The following is a 22,211-nucleotide window of genomic DNA, read 5'->3' as shown; positions in this document are numbered from 1 at the left end:
ATAAACCAACTTATTTATCCCGTAAAGTAAGACAAGATAAATATAACCAGAATTACTAAAACCACAGAAAGTACAACGTCAATCTTATCATAACTAGATTTTGAAGCCGCTTTATCTTCGGTTGTAAGTGTTCCAAATGATAATCCTTTTATAGTTTCATAGTTAGGTTCTGTAGTTGCTAAACTCACAGAAACACATAACATTACAGAGAAAACAAACATAAATATTGCCATGTGCGCAAAATTTATAGTTGCAAATGCAAATAACCATCCCGTAACTTCTTCACCAGAAGAAATTTGTGGTTGATAATAAATTTCGGAACCTAAACGTAATATTAACAAAAACAGACCTACCATTAAAGTTGTTATAGCTGCTTTAGAATTTACACGTTTCCATATAATACCCAAAAGGAAAACGGCAGTTACTGGTGGTGCAATATATGATTGTACATTCTGTAAATATTGGTACATAACTCCTCCACCTATTTTCTGCATAATTGGTATCCATATAATTCCGAGTACAACAATAATTCCAGTTGCCACTTTGCCTATATTTAGAAGCTGTTTCTCGCTTTTTTCTGGTCTTAATTTTTTATAAATATCTATAGTAAAAATTGTAGAGCACGAATTAAACACTGATGCTAACGAGCTCATTAATGCAGCCATCAATCCACCAGCCACCAATCCTTTTAACCCAACAGGAAGTAGTGTTTTTACTAACATAGGAAATGCCCTATCGGCTCTTTCTACATTAAAAACTTCAGGGTTCTGAATAGTTAAAGCAAAAGCAATAATTCCTGGAATTAAGAAAATAAGTATTGGCAGCAATTTTAAATATGCTCCAAATATTGCTCCTCTTCTACCAATCTTGATATTGTTAGCCGCTAATGTTCTCTGCACAATATATTGATCTGTACACCAATACCAAATCCCAACAATAGTACCTCCAAACAATAATCCTGTCCAAGGAAAATCTGGGTCACTCATTGGTCTCCACATATTAAAATGGTCTTGACTTGCGGCTCTTACGGTTTCTTGTAATTGTCCCCAACCTCCTACTTCTTGCAAGCCTAAAAATGTAATAATAAGTGAGCCTAAAATGAGTACTACCGTTTGTAAGGTTTCTGTATATATTACAGCTTTCATTCCTCCAATAACGGTATAAATTCCTGTAAAAATCACAATACCTATAGCTCCATACCAAAACGGAATTCCAAGCAATTCAGACACCACAATACCACCAGCATAAATAGTTATGGAAACTTTTGTTAGTACATAAGCTACCAAAGAGAACACAGATAAAAACCATCTTGAACGGCTATCAAATCGTTTTTCCAAAAACTCCGGCATAGTAAATGCTCCACTTCTTATATAAAATGGCAAGAATAGCCATCCTAAAAGCAAAACAATCCAGGCATGAAGCTCGTAATGTGCCATCGGTGTGCCAGATTCAAAACCAGTTCCTGCGAGACCTACAACATGTTCGGATCCAATATTTGATGCGAAAATAGATGCCCCAATTACAAACCATCCAACATTACGTCCGGCAAGAAAATAATCTTCGGTATTTTTGTTTTTTTGAAGAACTACCCATACTGCAACACCAATTAATGCTGCAAAGTATAAACCCAAAACCCACCAGTCTAGAGTTTGCAATACTGATTCCATAAGCTATAGTGAATTTTTAGTTAGTTTTAAATCAATTAAATATATTGATTAATAATATTTTCAAATAACTCTTGTTTTCCACTTTGTAAATCTAACTCTCCATTTTCTTTAGCTATTTTATACAAGTCTTTAAAATCTAATTTTCCATTTTCAAAATCTTTTCCTTTTCCACTATCAAAGGAACTATATCTCTTTTTTCTTAAAGCATCATATTGAGAATTTGAAATAATGGCGTCCGCAGTAATTAATGCTCTTGCAAAGGTGTCTGCTCCACCAATATGAGCATGGAAAACATCATTTAAGTCAGTGGAGTTTCTTCTAACCTTGGCGTCAAAATTAATACCTCCTCCTTGCAATCCACCAGCCTTAATAAACAACAACATAGCTTCTGTAGTTTCCTGAATGTTATTTGGAAACTGGTCTGTATCCCAACCGTTTTGGTAATCACCACGATTGGCATCCAAGCTTCCTAGCATACCATAACCAGATGCAACTTCAATTTCATGTTGAAAAGTGTGTTGAGCTAATGTTGCATGATTAACTTCAATATTCATTTTAAAATCGTCTTGTAATCTATATTTATGAAGGAAACCAATAGCAGTTGCACAGTCAAAATCATATTGATGTTTCATAGGCTCCATAGGTTTTGGCTCTATAAAGAAATTACCTTTAAACCCTTGGCTTCTAGCATAATCTCTTGCTAAAGCAAGGAAACGTCCCATATGATCTAACTCACGATTCATATCTGTATTTAATAGACTCATATAGCCTTCACGTCCGCCCCAAAACACATAGTTTTCACCATCTAGTGCTATGGTTGCATCCAAGGCCAGTTTAATTTGAGCTCCTGCTCTAGCCAAAACATTAAAATCTGGATTTGTTGAAGCACCATTCATGTAGCGAGGATTTGAAAAACAATTTGCCGTTCCCCAAAGTAATTTTACTCCGGTAGCTGCTTGTTTTTCTTTTAAAACATCAACAATGATCGCCAATCTTTTTTCAGATTCTGAAAATGTTGCAGCCTCACGAACCAAATCAAAATCATGAAAACAGTAATAATCAAAACCCATTTTGGTGATAAACTCGAAAGCAGCATCTGCTTTTTCTTTTGCTGCATCTATGGCATCAATTGGTTGATCCCAAGGAAAATTTTGAGTTCCTGGTCCAAACGGGTCAGCTCCTACTCCACAGAATGTATGCCAGTAAGCTACAGAGAACTTAAACCAATCTTTCATTTTTCTTCCAGCAACTACTTGTTCTGGATTATAGTACTTAAAGGCGAGAGGATTATCAGATTTTTTTCCTTCAAACTTAATCTCTCCTATACCTTTAAAATATTCTTTATTTCCAATTAAAGCCATTCTTGAATAATTAATTATTATATTTAGTTTCTAAATCGTTTTTCCACAGATGATAAGCATCCAAATAAATTTGTTGGTCATTTACTGGATGATATGATAATACCTGTTCGTTGTCTGAAAATACTTCTTCTAAAGTAGTAAAATCTCCACAACTCACCCCAGCTGCTCTGGCCGCTCCAATAGCTCCAGTTGTATCTATAATATTTATTTCTGATTGAATTAAGGTTGCAATAGTCTTTGAAAATATTTCTGAACGAAATAGGTTGTCATTTCCTGCTCGCATTCCAGAAACATTTACACCATCATTTTTTAAAATATCTATACCATAAACAAAAGCAAATGCAATGCCCTCTAAAGCTGCCCTAAATAGATGTTGATTTTGATGCTTATTAAAATTAAGATTAAAAATTGCAGAACCATTGTTTGCATTATTCAGCATACGTTCAGCTCCATTACCAAAAGGAATAATACGTAATCCATCTGATCCAACAGGAACATTAGATGCAAGTTCGTTCATGTCTCTGTAAGAATTAGCTGAAGCTATATGTTGCTTCATCCAACTATATTGAATACCGGCTCCGTTAATATTTAACAGTTTTCCAATTCTCGGCTTATCAACAGAATAGTTTACATGTGCAAAATTGTTGATTCTTAAGCTTTCTTTTGTGTTTTTATTATCAGTTACCGCATAAACAACACCAGAAGTTCCTCCTGTTGTTGCAATTTCTCCCGGATTCAAAACATTCAAGGATAGTGCATTGTTCGGCTGGTCGCCTGCTCTGTACAAAACGGGAATACCTTCTGGCAAACCTGTTTGTTTAGCTGCTATTTTTGTTATAGTTCCTTGATTTGAAAATGTAGGCACTATTTCAGGAATTAAGTCATAACTAATTCCCATATAGTCAAATAGCCAATCGGCTGGTTTTTTGTCTTTAAAATCCCACATAATACCTTCAGACAACCCTGAAATGGTTGTAGTTGCTTCTCCGGTAAACTTCAACGCAATAAAATCTCCTGGTAATAATAATCTATGAACCTTATTAAATAATTCAGGTTCGTTTTCTTTAACCCACTTTAATTTTGAAAGCGTAAAGTTTCCTGGAGAATTTAAAAGGGTAGATATACACTTCTCTTCTCCAATATCTTGAAATGCAGCATTACCAATTTCTACTGCACGACTATCACACCAGATAATTGAAGGTCTTAAAACTTTATGGTTTTTATCTACAATAACCAAACCATGCATTTGGTAGGATATACCGATACCTTTAATCTTATCAACAGAAATTCCAGTTTTGCGAAGCAGCTTTTCAGTTACTTTACCAATGTAAGTCCACCAAATTTCTGGATCCTGTTCTGCCCAACCAGTCTCAATAGATAGTATAGACATCTCTGTTTCAGGATACTGTGCAACACCAATAGATTTCCCTGTTTTGGCCTCTACCATAGCAGCTTTAATAGATGAGCTTCCCAAATCGTAACCAAGAAAAAACATATTAAGACAATTAATCTTTAGTATAATATAGATTATTAAATATAATAACTAAAATAAGCCTATTATCATTAAACACAATTATTTAACCGATTAATCTATCTACTGTTTAAGTCGTTATTGATTAGTATCGTTGAAGAGTCTGCACGAAAAGAAGACTAGTCTTTATATTTTGTAAAATGATTAATTTTTAAAGTATCTAACCTATCTTCAAAAATAGAAAGTCTATAAATGAAATCTTTATATTCAAGATTATCATATGTCCATAAAACCTCACTCAAAGCTATAGCTCTAGGAAAAAACATATATTCCACTTGTTTAAAATCGGGAATGTATTCTGTCCAAATATTGGCTTGCCCGCCTAAAACATACTTTGATTCCTCAATAGAAAGCTCTTTAGAAATTGGATTAAAATTATAAACTTTCTCTAATGGTAAGTACCCACCGATTGCCAATGGTTCATTATCCTTATCGTCAGATTGATAATAATCAAAATACACATGCGAATTTGGTGTTAAAATAACATTATGATGTTGCTTTGCAGCTTGAATAGCACCTTCATCTCCACGCCATGACATGACTGTAGCATTTGGTGCAAGACCACCTTCTAAAATCTCATCCCAACCAATAATTTGCCGACCTTTACCATTCAAGTATTTTTCAATTTTTGTAATGAAGTAACTTTGTAACTCGTGCTCGTTCTTTATTCCTTCTCTGTTCATAACTGATTGACATTCATTACATTTCTCCCAACGCTTTTTTGGAGCTTCATCACCGCCTATATGAATATAAGTGCTTGGGAATAATGCAATCACTTCGTCTAGAATATCTTCTAAAAATGTAAACGTAGAGTCTTTACTGCAATAAATATCATCAAAAATTCCCCATTTTGTAGCACTCTTGTATTGGTTACCAACACAACCATATTCTGGATAAGCGGACAAAGCAGCTAATGAATGTCCGGGCATCTCAATTTCTGGGATGACAGTGATTGATCTTTTTGTTGCGTACGCCACAACATCCTTAATTTCCTCTTGTGTATAATATCCACCATACTTTTGGCCATCATATTGTTCAGGTTCTTGACTATAATGCCCAATTAAAGTTTCATCTCTGAATCCTCCTGTTGTAGTTAGTTTAGGATATTTTTTTATTTCAATTCGCCAACCTTGATCATCGGTAAGGTGCCAATGAAAGGTATTAAATTTCAACATAGCTAAATGATCAATATATTTTTTCACTTCTTCTACTTTAAAAAAATGTCTAGAAACGTCTAAATGCATACCTCTATATGAAAATCGAGGTTTATCATTAATCACAACACAAGGAAGTTCTACTTTTTTTTCAGAATAATTTCCACTTTCAAAAGAAAATGGTAACATTTGTCTTAATGATTGTACGCCATAAAATGCACCATTGTTAGTTTTAGATAATATTTTAATTCTATTTTCATTAATATCTAAAACATATTCTTCTCGGTTTTCAATTCCTTCATCATATTTCAAAATTATCGTTGCATCCTTTAATTGATCCACAAACATCACTTCCATGCCGCTTCCACTAGTGATAAAACTAGTTAAAAAATCTGCCGCTAAATCAAATTCATTATTAGCGTATAACTTTATTGGAGAAGATAATTCAAGCGATTTATTAATGATTTGTTGAGATTGAGGTTTAGGTAATATATTAGGCATAGATTGTTCTGTTTTAATTGTTGAGCATCCGTTAAATAAAACAAAAATTGATATCAGTAACAGATAAGGATTATAATATTTCATCCTTATTAATTATTAGTAATTATAGCATTACTCATTTTTTAAAAGCAATGCTAACTGGTGATTGAACTTCTTTTGTACGAAATTTTTCAGTTAATTTCCCATCTTTTCCAATATGGTAAACTACCAAATCGTTGGAACTTTGGTGAGCAGCGATAAGCCAATTACCATCTGGCGAGATATTGAATTCTCGTATAGTTTCTCCTTCAGTAAAATTGTAATCAATTAGTTTGAGTTCTTCATCATCAATCTTAAAAATTGTTATGGCTTCAAAAATTCGATTTGCAGCATATAAATATTTTCCGTTTGGGTGAATTCTTATGGCAGAAGATGCAGGTTGCTTCCTATAACTTGTTGGCAACGAATTATATGAATTTACAACATTAAATTTTCCCATTTCTTCTTCCATAACTGAAACAACACCTGTCAACTCATTTAAGACATACCCTACCGTACCTTTCTCATTAAAAACCATATGTCTTGGTCCACCACCTGTTAAAACACTAACATCGTTATTTTCGTTCTTTGCCAAACTATCTCCCGAGAATTTATAAGCCTTAAGCATATCTATACCCAAATCTGACACAAAGACGTCAACGCCATTTGGGTGTAAAACTGCTTGATGTGCATGTGGCATTTCTTGTCTGTCAGGATTTACACCAAAACCCGAATGCTTATAATTAGTAATACTTTCTGACAACTCTCCAGAAGGCAATATTGGGAATTGGAGGACATTTCCAGAACCATAACAAGATACTAATACACCATTTGAAGTATATAAAATATGACATGGGTAACTTCCGTCAATTGGCACAGAATTGATGAGTTTTAAGGAGTAATCTTCATTTATTTTAAAAGCTTGTACAACTGGTTCTTCTTTTTGGGATACTTCAGTAATACTATAAAGAAAATTATTGTCATCGCTTAAAGCAATATAACTAGGGTTAGTAGCTTGAGTACTATGAAGAATATTGACTTCTCCTGTTTCGGTATTTAATGCCATTGAATATATACCTTTTCCATTACCGCCAAAATTAGGTGATATCATTTGGGTATAGCTACCGATAAAGAAAATTAAAATTTTAGCATTTGTAATCATATTTTATAATTTTAGATTTGAGTGGTTAAATCAAGTCTTCCCACTATTTTTTTTCCGTGATAGGCTCTAGCACCTACAAATTTGTGTAACTCATTTATATTTTGATTATCAATTTTTCCAGCTGGAAGCACCTCTAATTTATTCTCTGATAATTCAACCATTTTTTTTAAAACGTGTTTCCCTTTCTCTGCGGTACTATGTCCTCCAGATGTCAGTACTGTATTAACACCCTTTATAGTCATTAGTTCCTGCAAAGATTCACATACATTAGGCGTCAAATCAATGGCCTTATGAATAACAACTTTTAATGGATAAGCTAATCGAGTTAAAATTTTTATCTTTTCTATATTCAAGGTGTTATCGGAATTCAAAATACCAAAAACCACTCCATCAACTTTTAATGTTTTACATGCTTTGATTTGCTCTTTCATTAACCTCAATTCCTCATTGGTATAAACAAAATCTCCACTTCTAGGTCTTATCATTACCCTAATAGGTATGCTTAAATGCTCTTTAACCTCTTTAATAGTACTTATTTCTGGAGTAAGTCCATCAACCTCTAAATGGTTACATAATTCAATTCTATGAGCACCAAACCTTTCTGCATTAACAGCTTGTTGTATTCCTTCAACACAAGCTTCCTTGATATATTCCATTAACCAGATATGAAATCAAATTTGATTATTCTTATTCTTTTGCAGCATCATAAATTGATTGTAACAGACTTTTCTCCTCTTTTGTATCATTAGTCAATTGCCAAAACATAATGCCTCCCAGATTTTTATTTATAGCATATTTTGTTTTTAATTTTACCGATAAAGTATCATCATAGGATATGAAAATGCTATCATTGGCACTAAAGAGGTATGGAGCTTTAGCAATAGAATCCCAATTCCGTTGATAGTTTTTATTGGTTTCAAATTCCTTACGTATTTGACTATAAGAACTCCAGCCAATATATGCACCTTTATTAGGCTGATAAAGGCCATTGTTTTCTGGAGGAACACCTTTCCATGCCCTGCCATAAAAAGCAGCTCCTATAACTATTTTTTCAGGTTTTACGCCTTTATCAATGCAATAATCAATTATCCTTTCAGCTGACCTTGGCTCAAATTTTCTACCACTATTCTCCATTTGAACTTTTTTCTCTTGGAGATAAACATATAATGGTGTATCAATAATATCTTCTTCCATAATCAGTCCCAAAGGTGTATGATGTCCTGTAAATGGTGAGGATCCTCCAACCTGATCATAAGTCATAATATTCATATAATCAACATTTTGCATAACTTCATTGAGTTCAATATTGTCATAATATCTCTCCCAACCAGCTGATGCAAATGTTAGTGTTTGAGTTCTTTCCAAAGTATTCAATTCTTGCCGTAATTCTTTCATCAACAGCGTAAAATTCTGTTTGTCTTCAACTCTAGCACCTGTATTTGCTGCTGGAATAGTAGGGTACTCCCAATCTATATTAATACCATCTAAATCATATTTCTTTACAAAATCTATTGAACTTTTTACAAACTTTTGTCTGTTATCTGCGGTGCTAGCCATATCTGAAAAACCATCAGCGCCCCAACCGCCACAAGCTATCATGACTTTTAAATCAGGATGTTTTTCTCGTTGTTTTACAACCTCATGAAGTAATGAATCATTCTCTTGATTATTAAATTTCATCTCACCGTCAATAACCTTGCTGAAAGAAAATATTATATGTGTTAATTTATTTAATGGAAGTTGATTTATTGGGTAATCCTGTTTTGGCACATAATAGGCCATAACACTAATTGAATGTTCTTTTTTATCTAAAGTTTTCTCTTTTTTATTACACGATATCAATAATATTAAATAGAAAAAAACAAAACATTTCAAACTTTTCATATTTCAGTGTTTAGAATTAGTTGAAAATTCTCAAAATAATTATATCTTCTTAATAAAGAAAAATAAAATATTATGGCTCAATTTTTACCCTAATAGAAGTGTCTTTTAAAAGCTTCCATGGCTTCATAATCTGCCATGCCAAGTGCTCTGTACTTTGTTGCTGTCTCCTTGTTTCGTTCTTCAGCTCTTACCCAAAATTCTCTGGCATCATCTCCTTGAAACATAACATTATCTTTTTGGGACTGATGGAAGAATATTGCTCTTCTCTTTCTAGCTACTTGATCTGGACTCATTGGGACTGCCATGTCTATTTCATGTATTCCCCATTCATGCCAAGCTCCACGATAAAGCCAAACCCAACAATCTTTCATAAATTCTTTGTGTTTGATTGCTTCAAGTGCTTTAAACAGTGCATTTAAACAAACTCTATGCGTTCCATGAGGATCCGCCAAATCACCTGCCGCATAAATTTGATGAGGCTTAATACGACTAATGATATCAACCATTAAATCAATATCTGGTTGGCTTAAAACGTTTTTCTTGATTTTTCCGGTCTCATAAAAAGGTAAATTAAGAAAATGTACATGATCATCAGGGATACCAATATATCTTGTTGCTGCTAAAGACTCTTTCTGGCGAATAATACCTTTTATTTTTAATAGTTCTGGTGTGTTTAATTCAGACGTTAGATTGTTATGAGCAAAATCCACAATGCTCTTAAACAACTTATTTTTTGAATCTAATTCCAGACCAACCTCTGCGAACTTCATAGCTTCATAATTTGAAACCGCTATATTACCTGATGTTTGATAAGCGATATGAACGTCATGTCCTTGCTCAACCAATCTATCAAAAGTTCCTCCCATTGAAATAACATCATCATCAGGATGTGGACTAAAAATGATCACTCTTTTTCGTTCTGGTAATGCTCTTTCCGGTCTCCGTGAATCATCTGCATTTGGTTTACCGCCAGGCCAACCTGTAATTGTGTTCTGGAGAATATTAAAGTTCTTTATGTTTAAATAATAAGCACTGCCTTCTTGAGCCAAAAGGCTTTCCATGCCATTATCGTTATAGTCTTTATCAGTCAATTTCAAAATAGACTTCGAAGTAAGTTTACACAACCATACAATAGCCTGTCGAGTAAGGTTTTCATTCCAATCACAAGGGCCAACTAACCACGGTGTATGATATTGAGTAAGTAAAGAAGCTGCACCTTTATCTAGAACAAAAGTTGTGTTATTATGACCTTGAAGATAAGTTGCTGGGACATGAGATGAAATTTCTCCTTCTATGGTCTCTTTAATAGTTGATGCTTTATTTTCTCCCCAAGCTAATAAAACAATTCGTTTGGCTTCCTTTATAGTTCCTATTCCCATAGTAATAGCTCTTTTGGGAACGTTATCCAAACCTAAAAATGAAAATGCTGCATCTGTTCTCGTGACATGGTCCAATGTAATTAACCTTGTTCTTGATTTGCTATGAGAACCGGGTTCGTTAAAACCGATATGCCCTGTTCTACCAATACCCAATAATTGAAAATCTAAACCACCATAATCTTTAATTTTCTTTTCATAATCAATACAAAAGTCTAATATCTTATCCGAATCAATATCTCCTTTTGGGATATGTATATTTTCTTTTAAAATATCTATATGATTGAATAAGTGATCATGCATAAAATAATGATAGCTTTGCTCATTATCTTCAGACATTGGAAAATATTCATCTAAATTAAAAGTAACAACATTTTTAAAACTCAATCCTTCTTCCTTGTGCATTCTTACTAGCTCGTCATAAACTCTTATAGGTGATGAGCCTGTAGCTAAACCTAAAACACATTTTTTATTTTTAGATTGTTTTTCTCTAATAAGATCTGCAATTTCTTTTGCTACTATTTTAGAACCACAATTTGAGTCATCAAATACAATATTATGGATTTTTTCGAATCGTGTATTCTCAAAGATCCCTGCTTCTTTGTAACTAATATCATCTAAATTTTTAAACTGTATATTGGTAACCATTGTATTAAAATTTTATAATCTCAAAATTAAGCTCTCTTTAACTAATGTTATAAGAATTTCGACGAATAACCAACGTGGGCAAATAAAAATTCGAAAAAATAAAAAGTTACAACAAATAATACTTTGTTACTTATTTCTTATTGAATATTAAGTTTAAGTACTTGTATGACATCATTATTGTTTCCAACTAAAATATGAGGTTTATTTTTTATATTGATTAACCGCAAATTTTTGACATCATTGGGTAAAAACAAACCACTATAATTAACATTTATGGGCTTAAAATTAAAATTTCCTTCATTAACCAAAACCATTCCATAACCTGCATCATTTCTTGGGGTTTCAATCTCTGAAGTAAATAAATTTCCTGCTAAAATAATGTCCAAATCTTGATCTTGGTCTACATCATAAATAAGTATATCATTTACTGAAGATATTTGAGCAATTTCAGGTAGATTAATAAATTCAAAATTTCCTGACCCATTGTTTTTCAAAATTCCACTTTTAAAATTATAACTTAACAAACGTAAAGACTCTTTAAGGTTTTCTTCACCATAAATATCTGCAACGGTAGATTTTCCAAATTGGTCATAGGTTGGTATTATTTTCTTTATGTCGGGAATTTGTTCTGTTGAACAAGATTTACCTCTTACTGGAAATAATTCACCGAAATTATAATAACTAAGTACGATATCTCTTCTTCCGTTGTCATCGAAATCATGATAATAAACTTCAAATGGTTCTGTACTATTTGCTTTATACTTATAATTTTCACCTAAATTTCCCACAATATAATCTTCATCACCATCATTATCAATATCTATTGCCTTAATTGAATAATACCATCCTGACAACTTTTCAAAGTTTTCAAATTCTACTTTATTTAGAATATTATTGTCATTTTCAAAAAATGTAGGTTGCATCCACTCTCCAACAAGACAAAGATCGTAATCGCCATCACTATCAAAATCAGTCCAAGTAGCATCTGTAACCAATCCAATGTTAATAAGACCTGGAGCACTTAATTGAGTTACATCTTCAAAATGTCCATTATTATTTTTCAATATGTAACTACTTTCCGGATTTGGATAATCATGTGGTATAAGTCTTCCTCCAACAAATAAATCTGGATATCCATTATTGTCATAATCTGCTATTCGAATTCTTGAACTACTAATGCGTAAATCGCTTGGAAGTAAATCCATACGCTTTATTAATATTCCATTCTTATTTTCATATAATCTATCTGCGTAATTTTGAGAATTTGGCTCAAATTCGTTTCCGCCACTAGCAACATAAAGGTCTAAATCACCGTCTTTATCGAAATCGAAAAATTCAGCATCAATATCTTCATAAATTGCATCTTCCTCAAAAGTTTGAATTTCTTTAAAATCACCATTTGAATTTTGAATAAATATTGATGAAACAGATCCTGTACTCTGTCCAAAATAAATGTCTTCTAACCCATCCGAATTAATGTCTCCAACTGCTATTGCTGGTCCAAATTGAGACATTTTATGTGGTAAAAGCACTTGCTCTTTGTAATCGTCATAGTCATTCTCTATATGCTTTAAATTTGATAATACTTTTGAGAAAGTGAAAAGAGTATTTTCTTTTCCTGTGTTTGAAACTTGTACGACTTTATCTTCGGCATAATATATAGTAATTAGTTTATTAATTTCTGGGCTTGATAGTTTCTGTACTTTATGATTTGGCCAATAAATTTGAACAGAGTCAACTTTAGAGATCTCTCCTAACCCAACATAAATTTTAGGTGGCACAGAAGACTGGTAACCTCTTACAGAATAGTTCTCAAAAACCTGCTGTTGATTATTTGCATAAATAATGGCTTTCACACCTATTCCCATTGAATTTTTTGGTAGTCCTCTAAACTCAAAATTAATATGGTTAGATGTTTCATTCGTATTGTTTCTCAAGATTAAGGCTTCTTCATCAACATTATTGATTACTAAATCTAAATCTCCATCATTGTCTAAATCTGCGTAGGCAGCACCATTAGAAAGTGTTTTTGATGGATCTTGCATCCAAATATCTGAAGTATTCTTAAACGTTAATCCGCCATCGTTTTTATAAAAATAATTTTTATGGGGTCTTGATGGCATCTCTTCTAGAAGGTACGTGATTTTTTTCTCGTTAGATAGTGCATCAGGGTTTTCACTTCTATATTTTTTCATCATGTTATAGTAATCCTTATTCCTAAAGTCTTTTTTTATTCCGTTAGTAATAAAAAGATCTTTTAACCCGTCATTATCAAAATCTGCGAGTAAAGGTGCCCAACTCCAATCTGTATTTGAAATTCCAGCTATTTGACCTATATCAGAATAAAATGGAATTCCCAAACTATCTATATGAGTACTATGTTTTAATAACACATTATACATATATTGGTAATGCTTGCCAGCTTCAACATTTTTATTAAACTTCTCTGGATTCATACTCGCCATGCTGGTTTTCATTCCATAATTATCTTCTGAAACCATATCTAATGTCATTACATCCATATAACCATCATTGTCAAAATCTGCAATGTCATTTCCCATAGAGAAATTGGCAATATGATTGGTAGCTTTTTTAATCACCTCACTAAAAGTCCCATCTTTTTGATTGATATACATATAATCGGGTTCATCATAATCATTGGATATGTAAATATCTGGCCATCCATCTAGGTTTAAATCTGAAATGCCGACTCCTAATCCATAAGAAACAGAATTAGAATAAATACCTACTTCTGCTGTTTTATCTATATATTTCCCATCTTCATTTACATAAAATTTATCTCCAAGAGGTGAAAATGCATCTGTTTTATTTGTCAATGAAAAAGTTTGTGGGTTATGATTCATCAAATACATATCTAGATCACCATCTAAATCAAAATCTATAAAAGCAGACTGAATAGAGTTACTTCTATCTGCCAAACCAAAAAGTTCTGCCGATTCCTCAAATACGGGAATACCATCTGCATTGTTCCCTTTGTTAAGAAATAATTCGTTAGCTAAATACGTTGGTTTTGGATAAGGTCCTGACCTACACACATAAATATCCAGAAGACCATCATTATTAATATCTATCATGTTGGTTCCAGTTGCCCAACCTCTTTTTCCTTTTGTATTAGACAGTTCGGTAATATTGTCAAACTCAAGGTTTCCCAAATTAAGATACAATTGATTATCCTCAAGATTTGAAGTAAAATAAATATCATCAAGACCATCATTATTTATATCTCCTATTGCAACACCTCCACCATTATAAACATATTCATAAATAAAAGAATTTGTAAGTTTATTTACTGGTATCGTATTTTTAAAATGAATATTGGTATGGTCACTACTTACAACATCAAATAAATATGATGATGATTCTTCAACATTCTTTTTACAGGAAAATATCAAAAGAAAAGCGATACTTAACGCAATATATAAAGTATAATTTAAAGTCTTCACCGATAATTTTTTAACTAATTTAATAATTTTTGATATTCTTTGTAATTCTATTTAGAGATTACAAGAGTATCTTCTAAAATAAAAGAGGTTAGCTATAAAAACTAACCTCTTTTGAAAAAACCAATTCAATTGTTTATTACTAAATCTTATTGAGCAAACCAAAGTTTTGTTGCTTGCTCATCAGGTCCTTGAGCTGATATTGCAGCACTATAATTCGGATTAGCTTGTGCATTACTTCCATAGCGCAACCTTTGAGGATAAGCACCATTTAATGTTCCTAATTCAAAAATAGTAGGATTAGAAACACCTGCAGCAAGTTCAGCTGGATAACCAGTATCTCGAACCACTGCCCAAGCTTCAAAACCATCAGTATAACTTACAAGCCATCTTTGTATAGCAATTTTCTCAAGTTTTTCATCCATAGTTCCTACAGAAATATCCGCTAAATCTTCATTTGCTATATAGTCATCTCCAGAAACATTCCATAATTTCATGGCCTCTCTAATACCAGATTGGAATAGTGAATTAGCATCTCCAGATCCCATACCACGAACCGCTGCTTCAGCCTGTAAGAAATAGGATTCAGCGCTAGTCAAAATAATTTCGGGATAAGCATCAACTTGTGTTCCTCTTTTATGAGTTACTGCTCCACTTGGTAAGCTAAACATATCGTATCTCATAAAAGGATACGTATCTCCATTGGTTCTGGTTGGCTGTCCAATATACTGTCCTGCAGGAACATCTAGAGTTGTTACATTATCATTAACTGTAACTGTATAATCTGCGCTAGACGCATCAAGTGCGGCAATCGTAAAGTCTAATCTTTGTTGGAAATTTGGATCACTATCATCATCTGTAAATGCAAACGATCCTCCTTTAGCTGGAATTGCGTAAGCAGCTAGCCTTGGATCATTACTATCCTTAAGCGTATTTATTAAGGTAGCACCCATAGTCCAATTAGCAGCACCGCCTGTACCGAAGTCATGCCACATATCTCCATAAGATGCTGATGCCCATTCACTAATGACGAAATCTTTTTTCATCACAACACTACCAGTAGATTCATCTAAAAGTGGTGCAGATAGTGCTGAATTTATTGCAGCACTTGCAAAGTCGTCACCAGGAGATCCTAAAGCACGCATACCTATTCTTAATTTTAAGGTATTTGCTAAACGCTTCCATTGTTGCAAATCTCCGCCACAATAGATGTCATTAGAACCAGCATCGTCAACACCAACACCAGTTTTTTCAGCATCACCAATGGTCGCCATGGCCGCATCTAGTTCAGCAATAATTCCTTTGTAGATATCTTTTTGAGCATCATAAACCGGTGTCAAAATACCATCTATGCCAGCTTCACTGTAAGGTACCATCCCAAAAGTATCTGTATACATTTGGAAGTATAAGCCTTTCATAATTTGAGCCATGGCATACATGTATTGATTTTCAAATTCACCGCCAACTGTTGTTAAATCAGCAAAGCCTTTAATTTGCCCAAAGTGATTAGCTAACCAATTATAAGTTGCATCTGTATAACCACCATTATAGGAATAACTTAAACCATCAGACCACCAAGAGGCGTTATGTCCAAAAGTAAAATGTCCTGCAAATCTGTCAGAATGGATTAGATGTGCTCTCCAATAAGGAAAACGATCTGGTGCGTATAATCTAACTTGAGCACTTGTCAAAAAGAACTTCGCACTTACCTCATCCGCAGTAAAACCAGTTTCACTGGTATTGATCTCATCAAAGTCGTCTGTACATGATATAGCTACTACTGAAAGTAAAACTAACATCAAAAATTTAAAATATTTCATAGTATCAATTTTTTAAAAGTTAACATTTAAGCTTAAACCAAGACTCTTTGTCGTTGGTAAAGCATAGAATAGAACTCCTTGACTAAAATTGTTAGTCGAATAGCTTGATTCTGGATCAAAGTTATCAGTTTTTTTCCATAAGAAAAATAAATTTCTTCCTGTAAAGCTTAACGATGCATTTCTAATGAACGTTTTATCCAATATTTCTTTAGGTACTCGGTACGTTAAACTCAACTCCCTTAATCTCGCATTAGATTGGTCGTAAACATACTCTGAACCTATCCCGCTAACTGCTCCCCAGTAATCTTGTCCACTAATATTAGTAGTGTTAGTCGCTCCAGGGTTAGTGGTTCCTTCATCATAAACACCTTCCACAACAACTCCACCTTCTCTATACTGTAAAGAATTCTTTGTAACACCTGCGGCATCCAATTGAGAATCGGTATATGAGAATACTTCTCCTCCAATTCTGAAATCTACTAAAAAGTTTAATGTCCAATTTTTATAGTTAAATGTATTGGTTACACCTCCAGTATAATCTGGTTGGTAATTTCCGAATTTTTCACGCTCTGAAGTTGCTTGTGGTCTTCCTTCTTCAGTAAGTAATAATTGACCAGCGTCATTACGTTTCCAGGTGGTTGTATAAATATCACCATATCCACCTCCAACTTGAGCTCTAACATCAACAATACCTCCATTACTCGAACTGAACGTAAAGTTATCTTGTCCGTCAATCAAACTCTCCAATTTATTATCATTATGTGAGATATTAGCAGACACATCCCAACTAAAATTATCATTTTGAATAGGTTTACCACCTAGCAATATCTCATATCCTTTGTTGGTTAATTTACCTACATTATCTCTAAAAAACTCATAACCAGTACCAGGGTCAACTGGCACATCAAAAATTAGGTCTTTGGTTGTGATCGAATAATATGAAAAATCTCCATACAATCTACTTTTCAGCATTCTAAATTCAAAACCAACTTCTGTAGATCTTATGTCTTCAGGCTTTAGGCTTTCACTAAATCTGATGCTCGGTCTATCTACTTGAATATTACCTAAATATCCATCACCAGCAACATTAAATAGCCCTACAATTTGTTGTGGTCCTGTATCGTTACCTACATTGGCGGTACTACCTCTTACTTTAAGAAAATCTAATTTTTCCCCTAAATCAAATATGTTATGTAATAACACACTCAAACTTTGTGAGCTGTAGAAATACGATCTGTTTTCTTCTGCTAAAGCAGAAGACCAGTCATTTCTTCCAGTTAAGTCTAAATACACCATATCATTGTATGACACTGATGCTTGACCATATAATGAATGTACTTTCTTTTTAATTTCATCTCCTTGACTAGCTGTAATTAAGTCGCCATCTGTATTATCCAGAAAATATTTTCCAGGAATTTTAAAATCTTCACCTGATGAACCGGATTCTATAAAAGTATTATGTCTCATATTACCTCCTACACTTGCCGTTAAATCAAATTTTTCACTCAAATCTTTATCATAAGTTACCAAAAAATCATAATTTGTTTCGGCACCATCTACTTGGCTATAATTAATACGTCCTGTTCTAAAAAAGTGATATCCTTGAGGAATAACATTTTTAGTGTCATGACTACCAGCATCTGTACCTACTCTAATAAAAGCTGATAACCAATCGTTGAATTGATAATCTAATTTCGCAAAACCAGTAATTCTGGACCTATTGTCTTCTTGGATATTTTGATACATCAACCAATAAGGATTTCCAACATTAGGCGCAATAACATCATAAGGTGAAATTTCATCAGCACCTGGATGATTATGAATTGGGCTTGTTAGGTCTTGATACACCCTTAAATCCGACAAACTAATGTTTCTTGGCATACCATATAAATATGCTCCAATACCTTCGGTCCCTTGCGTTGGTCTATTTTTCGCATCTTGTAGAAAATACGTAACCTTTCCATCAAACGACATCTTATCAGATAATTTAGTAAATCCACGCAAATTAAAATTGTTTCTTTTAAGTCCAGAGTTAGGCAAGATAGATTGAATGTCTGAATTTGTCCAAGAGAAAAATATTGAAGAGTTTTCAGTTCCATTACTTACTGCAATCGTGTTAACAAAACTAGATCCTGTTTCAAAGAAATCCTTTACGTTATCTGGTTGCGCGGAATAAGGTCTCATTTCTCCATTATACTCTAATTGAGAAGATCCATCAAATTGCGGTCCCCAAGAATTGTATCCTTTAACAGTGTTTACATTTTGAAACAATGTGGCATTAGGATCGTTTAATACAGGGAAATTACCATCTCCACCTCTACCATATTCGTTTTGGTATTCTGGCAATACCAACGGAGAATCAAACATTGCGCTTGTTGTATAGCTTATACCTAAACCTTTGTTTAAAGCTCCCTTTTTGGTTGTAATAAGGATTACACCATTTGCTGCACGGGATCCATAAAGTGCCGCTGCATTAGGGCCTTTAAGAACCGACATAGATTCAATATCGTCAGGATTGATATCTGAAATTCCTGTTCCTAGATCTACTACACTAAATTCTGCAGCTCCTTGATCTACTCTTGCCTCATTATTAATAGGAATACCATCCACTACATACAAAGGTTGGTTGTTACCAGTAATGGACCCATTACCTCTAATAACAACACGAGTACCACCACCAGGTCCAGATGTAGATTTAGACACTACAACTCCGGCAACTTTACCTGCCAAAGAACTTGCTACGTTAGTCTCTTTAACCAAAGAAACGTCATCTCCATCTAATTGAGACACAGCGTATCCAAGTGATTTTCTTTCTCGGCTAATACCTAAAGCAGTTACAACTACTTCGCTTAAGGCTTCAGCACTCTCAATCAATGTTACATTAATCGTGGTTTGACCAGTAGTTGAAATAGATTGTGTTGCAAATCCTAAACTTGAAAAAACCAATGTACCGTCATTTGGAATTTCTATGGAATAATTGCCGTCAAAATCAGAAGAACTTCCAATTGAAGTTCCTTCTAAAACAACGTTTGCTCCAGGTACACCAAATCCGTTTTGGTCAACAATTGTTCCCGAAACCGTTTTTTCTTGTGCCAAAAGTGTCGAACTCGACAAAAGGAACACAAAAACCAGTTTTAGTAATTTTTGAATCATAAATTTTAGTTTTAGTTAATTTTAATTTAAGCTGTAATGTAAATGTTATAATAATGTGATGCTAATTGAAAAATTTTCGACCAATGACCATGCTGAAAAGCTAAAGAACATGATTACAAAAACGTTTTCGTAAAAGCTATTTATCAAAAAACTATATTGCACATTTATATTAGAGAAAATTAATATAAATTTATCTATTATTCAAAATAATACACTTAAATTTAGTATTGATAAATATATTATACTGATTTGCTGATTAATCGATAATGATTTCATCTGCAAAAATCCATGAAGGTAAGCCAGCCGCGTGATGCCAATACGGCGCTTTTTTTAGATTATCTGCTTTTACTTTTATATACCTGAATTGAGACGTTTCAGTACTCAAGTCAAAATATTGAATATCGTTTATTTTGCTTTTTTTGTTTAACGGATATTTATTGATGACTTCTCCAAGCTTTGTGTAATTTTCACCATCAATTGAGCCATAGTAAGCAACTTGTTCAGGAAAGAAAACAATATGATTAGTGACTTGAAGAAATGCTGTAGAAATTGTTGAAATATCTTGAGGATTTTCTAAATCGATAATAGCCTCCAAATGATTACCTTCAAAACCTAACCAGTTTGAGTAAAAATTGGCTCCACCCAAGGCACCATCGGTTAAGGCTTGAGGATTCTCGTTGGCATATTTTTTTGGTTTGGTTAAAAGCGTTACCGATTTTCCTGATGCCTTGTTTGGTTTTAAGGCAACCTCAACCGTTTTTAAATACGCTTTTCCATAATCGTCAACTGAATAGCCCATTTCATTCATTAAAGTTATGTTCGCTGCTTTGCAAGTGCTTACAAAGTTTGCTATATGAGACCTTGAATTTTGGTCTAGAACAAAGTCATCTGAAATTTGTTTTCTACACGCTTCTAAAACAGCATAATCGACCCCTAGTCGTGCTTCTTTTACACGTGTTAAAACTTCAGGTTTGTTGGCCACAGCAATTTCGGCTTTATCAAACAGAACTATATACTGCTTTAATAATTCTGGATTTAGGTAGGCATTAAAAGCTTGTGAAGGATCTCCATATAAAAACAAAAAGAAATCGGGGTGATTTTTGATTTGTTCATGAATCATATCAACATATTCTGTAATATAAACACCTGCTTCTTCATAATAGCCATTTGTAAATTCAGTTATAATTTCATGTAAATTATCATCCGGATTCCACAACAGTTTTGCCATGATATATGAGCGCAATTCGAACAACTCACTAGGGTTGTGGCTATGTTGCTCAAATACCCACTTGGTGTTATGGTCCCTAAAAAACTGGACGTTGGGCTGCAACGTATGTAAATTAGGAAATGGGGCTAAAAAATTGGTAAATTGTGTCGTATAGTCCCATATTCTGATGTTATCTGTTAGCTCGCTCCAACCTTTAATATCGTCTGCGAAATCGGTACATTTTTCTGTTATTGGTGCGCTTCGGTCACATTCTATCGAACATAAGGTAATCAATACATTTTTTAAAGGTTTTGTTTTACAAGGCTTTCTAGTATACTGATAAGCTAAAGTTGAAATGGTTTTATCCGGAAATTGTTTTGCTACATCATTCACAAATCGAATCATTGTACCTGCATGACTTTCTTCTTCTTCATCAATTCTTTTACAATTATCACATTCGCAATACTGTGTATTATCATTACTGCTTACAGATATAACTTTTGATTCTGGATAACGGTTAAATAAGCTTTGGACAGAATCTTTAACAATCTCCAACACCTTTTTGTTGGTTAAACATAATTGTGTTGGTAAGCGTTTGTTTCCACGAAGTGCAAAATATTCTGGATTTGATTTATAAAATTGTTCTTCTGGAATAAATCTGTGAAAAGTATGCACTCTGCCCTGTGGCACATAAAATGGAAAAGCCTCGTATGTTACTTTGTGCTTGTCTGCGAAGCTGTGGTTATTATAAAACAATTTAGAATGCACCGTTCTTGTTTTAATTTCCGGATTGTATTTATAATCTATATTTAAAGGCAGAACAATTGATTTTGAATTAGGAATGCTCTCTACATCTGGCGCATACCATTTACAATTTAAATAACGTTCTAAAAACTCATAAACAGCATTTCTTAAAGCATTGTCTGAACCTCCAGCAATGATTATATTTTTATCTTCAGTTTTAATTTGAACGTCATGTTCAAGTAAATCTTCATCTAAAACATTACCAACATATATTTTATGTTTTATTTTATTTTGGGAGCTCTCATCGGTTAATTCTATTTTAACGTCGGCTATTTTTTGAAGATACTTTTGAAGAATTTCAGCGGATTGATAGTTGTGTTTAGATGCTTCTCCTAAAAATACAATCTCACAATTAACTTCTTTATTATTAATTAAAGTAATGTCTTTGTCTTGACATGAATGAAAAAACAACAGAATAAAAAAACTACAGATATAATTTGTGTGGTTTATAACTTTCATAATAC

At 33.3% G+C, this 22,211-nt stretch carries 12 protein-coding genes; all 12 read right to left on the bottom strand.

The genetic code is table 11. From position 1 onward, the window contains the following. Positions 1-14: 14 nt before the first annotated feature. Positions 15-1,667: a sodium:solute symporter gene (locus AAFP94_RS07730; protein WP_316661966.1), complete on the bottom strand. Its 1,653-nt coding sequence runs from the start codon at positions 1,665-1,667 to the stop codon at positions 15-17. A 35-nt stretch (positions 1,668-1,702) separates the two neighbouring features. After that, the gene (gene xylA / locus AAFP94_RS07725; protein ID WP_316661965.1) at positions 1,703-3,028 is read right to left on the bottom strand and encodes a xylose isomerase; all 1,326 of its coding nucleotides are present in this window, start codon (positions 3,026-3,028) and stop codon (positions 1,703-1,705) included. A gap of 10 nt (positions 3,029-3,038) precedes the next feature. Continuing rightward, complete coding sequence (locus AAFP94_RS07720; protein WP_316661964.1) at positions 3,039-4,523, bottom strand: xylulokinase; 1,485 nt, start codon at positions 4,521-4,523, stop codon at positions 3,039-3,041. Positions 4,524-4,678: 155 nt separating this feature from the next. Continuing rightward, positions 4,679-6,214 (bottom strand): beta-N-acetylhexosaminidase, encoded by a 1,536-nt coding sequence (locus tag AAFP94_RS07715; RefSeq protein ID WP_316661963.1) that lies wholly within the window; start codon positions 6,212-6,214, stop codon positions 4,679-4,681. A gap of 115 nt (positions 6,215-6,329) precedes the next feature. Beyond that, a complete protein-coding gene (locus AAFP94_RS07710; RefSeq protein WP_316661962.1) occupies positions 6,330-7,394 on the bottom strand; it encodes a lactonase family protein in 1,065 nt (354 codons plus the stop codon). 11 nt (positions 7,395-7,405) lie between these two features. Then, complete coding sequence (locus tag AAFP94_RS07705) at positions 7,406-8,050, bottom strand: copper homeostasis protein CutC (RefSeq protein WP_316661961.1); 645 nt, start codon at positions 8,048-8,050, stop codon at positions 7,406-7,408. A 31-nt stretch (positions 8,051-8,081) separates the two neighbouring features. Continuing rightward, positions 8,082-9,278, bottom strand: a complete 1,197-nt coding sequence (locus AAFP94_RS07700; protein ID WP_316661960.1) for a glycoside hydrolase family 18 protein — start codon at positions 9,276-9,278, stop codon at positions 8,082-8,084. Between the two features lie 89 nt (positions 9,279-9,367). Next, positions 9,368-11,302, bottom strand: a complete 1,935-nt coding sequence (nagB, locus tag AAFP94_RS07695) for a glucosamine-6-phosphate deaminase (protein WP_316661959.1) — start codon at positions 11,300-11,302, stop codon at positions 9,368-9,370. A 137-nt stretch (positions 11,303-11,439) separates the two neighbouring features. Continuing rightward, complete coding sequence (locus tag AAFP94_RS07690; protein WP_316661958.1) at positions 11,440-14,766, bottom strand: VCBS repeat-containing protein; 3,327 nt, start codon at positions 14,764-14,766, stop codon at positions 11,440-11,442. 146 nt (positions 14,767-14,912) lie between these two features. Next, complete coding sequence (locus AAFP94_RS07685) at positions 14,913-16,583, bottom strand: SusD/RagB family nutrient-binding outer membrane lipoprotein (protein WP_316661957.1); 1,671 nt, start codon at positions 16,581-16,583, stop codon at positions 14,913-14,915. Positions 16,584-16,595: 12 nt separating this feature from the next. Further along, positions 16,596-19,736, bottom strand: coding sequence for a SusC/RagA family TonB-linked outer membrane protein (locus AAFP94_RS07680; RefSeq protein WP_316661956.1), 3,141 nt, complete (start codon positions 19,734-19,736; stop codon positions 16,596-16,598). A 256-nt stretch (positions 19,737-19,992) separates the two neighbouring features. Further along, entirely contained in the window at positions 19,993-22,206 is a 2,214-nt protein-coding gene (locus AAFP94_RS07675; protein WP_316661955.1) for a DUF4838 domain-containing protein, read from the bottom strand. Between the last annotated feature and the right edge of the window lie 5 nt (positions 22,207-22,211).

This window comes from Gilvirhabdus luticola (assembly GCF_040117515.1).
Taxonomy (GTDB): Bacteria; Bacteroidota; Bacteroidia; order Flavobacteriales; family Flavobacteriaceae; genus Gilvirhabdus; species Gilvirhabdus luticola.
Note: the sequence above shows the minus strand (reverse complement) of the source record. Positions and strands in the feature narration are given on the sequence as shown.

Bases quoted from the DNA above. Each gene is read 5' to 3' on its own strand.
- AAFP94_RS07705 (WP_316661961.1), bottom strand. From the start codon at position 8,050: ATGGAATATATCAAGGAAGCTTGTGTTGAAGGAATACAACAAGCTGTT.
- AAFP94_RS07685 (WP_316661957.1), bottom strand. From the start codon at position 16,583: ATGAAATATTTTAAATTTTTGATGTTAGTTTTACTTTCAGTAGTAGCT.
- AAFP94_RS07730 (WP_316661966.1), bottom strand. From the start codon at position 1,667: ATGGAATCAGTATTGCAAACTCTAGACTGGTGGGTTTTGGGTTTATAC.
- AAFP94_RS07675 (WP_316661955.1), bottom strand. From the start codon at position 22,206: ATGAAAGTTATAAACCACACAAATTATATCTGTAGTTTTTTTATTCTG.
- AAFP94_RS07680 (WP_316661956.1), bottom strand. From the start codon at position 19,736: ATGATTCAAAAATTACTAAAACTGGTTTTTGTGTTCCTTTTGTCGAGT.
- xylA (WP_316661965.1), bottom strand. From the start codon at position 3,028: ATGGCTTTAATTGGAAATAAAGAATATTTTAAAGGTATAGGAGAGATT.
- nagB (WP_316661959.1), bottom strand. From the start codon at position 11,302: ATGGTTACCAATATACAGTTTAAAAATTTAGATGATATTAGTTACAAA.
- AAFP94_RS07710 (WP_316661962.1), bottom strand. From the start codon at position 7,394: ATGATTACAAATGCTAAAATTTTAATTTTCTTTATCGGTAGCTATACC.
- AAFP94_RS07720 (WP_316661964.1), bottom strand. From the start codon at position 4,523: ATGTTTTTTCTTGGTTACGATTTGGGAAGCTCATCTATTAAAGCTGCT.
- AAFP94_RS07700 (WP_316661960.1), bottom strand. From the start codon at position 9,278: ATGAAAAGTTTGAAATGTTTTGTTTTTTTCTATTTAATATTATTGATA.
- AAFP94_RS07715 (WP_316661963.1), bottom strand. From the start codon at position 6,214: ATGCCTAATATATTACCTAAACCTCAATCTCAACAAATCATTAATAAA.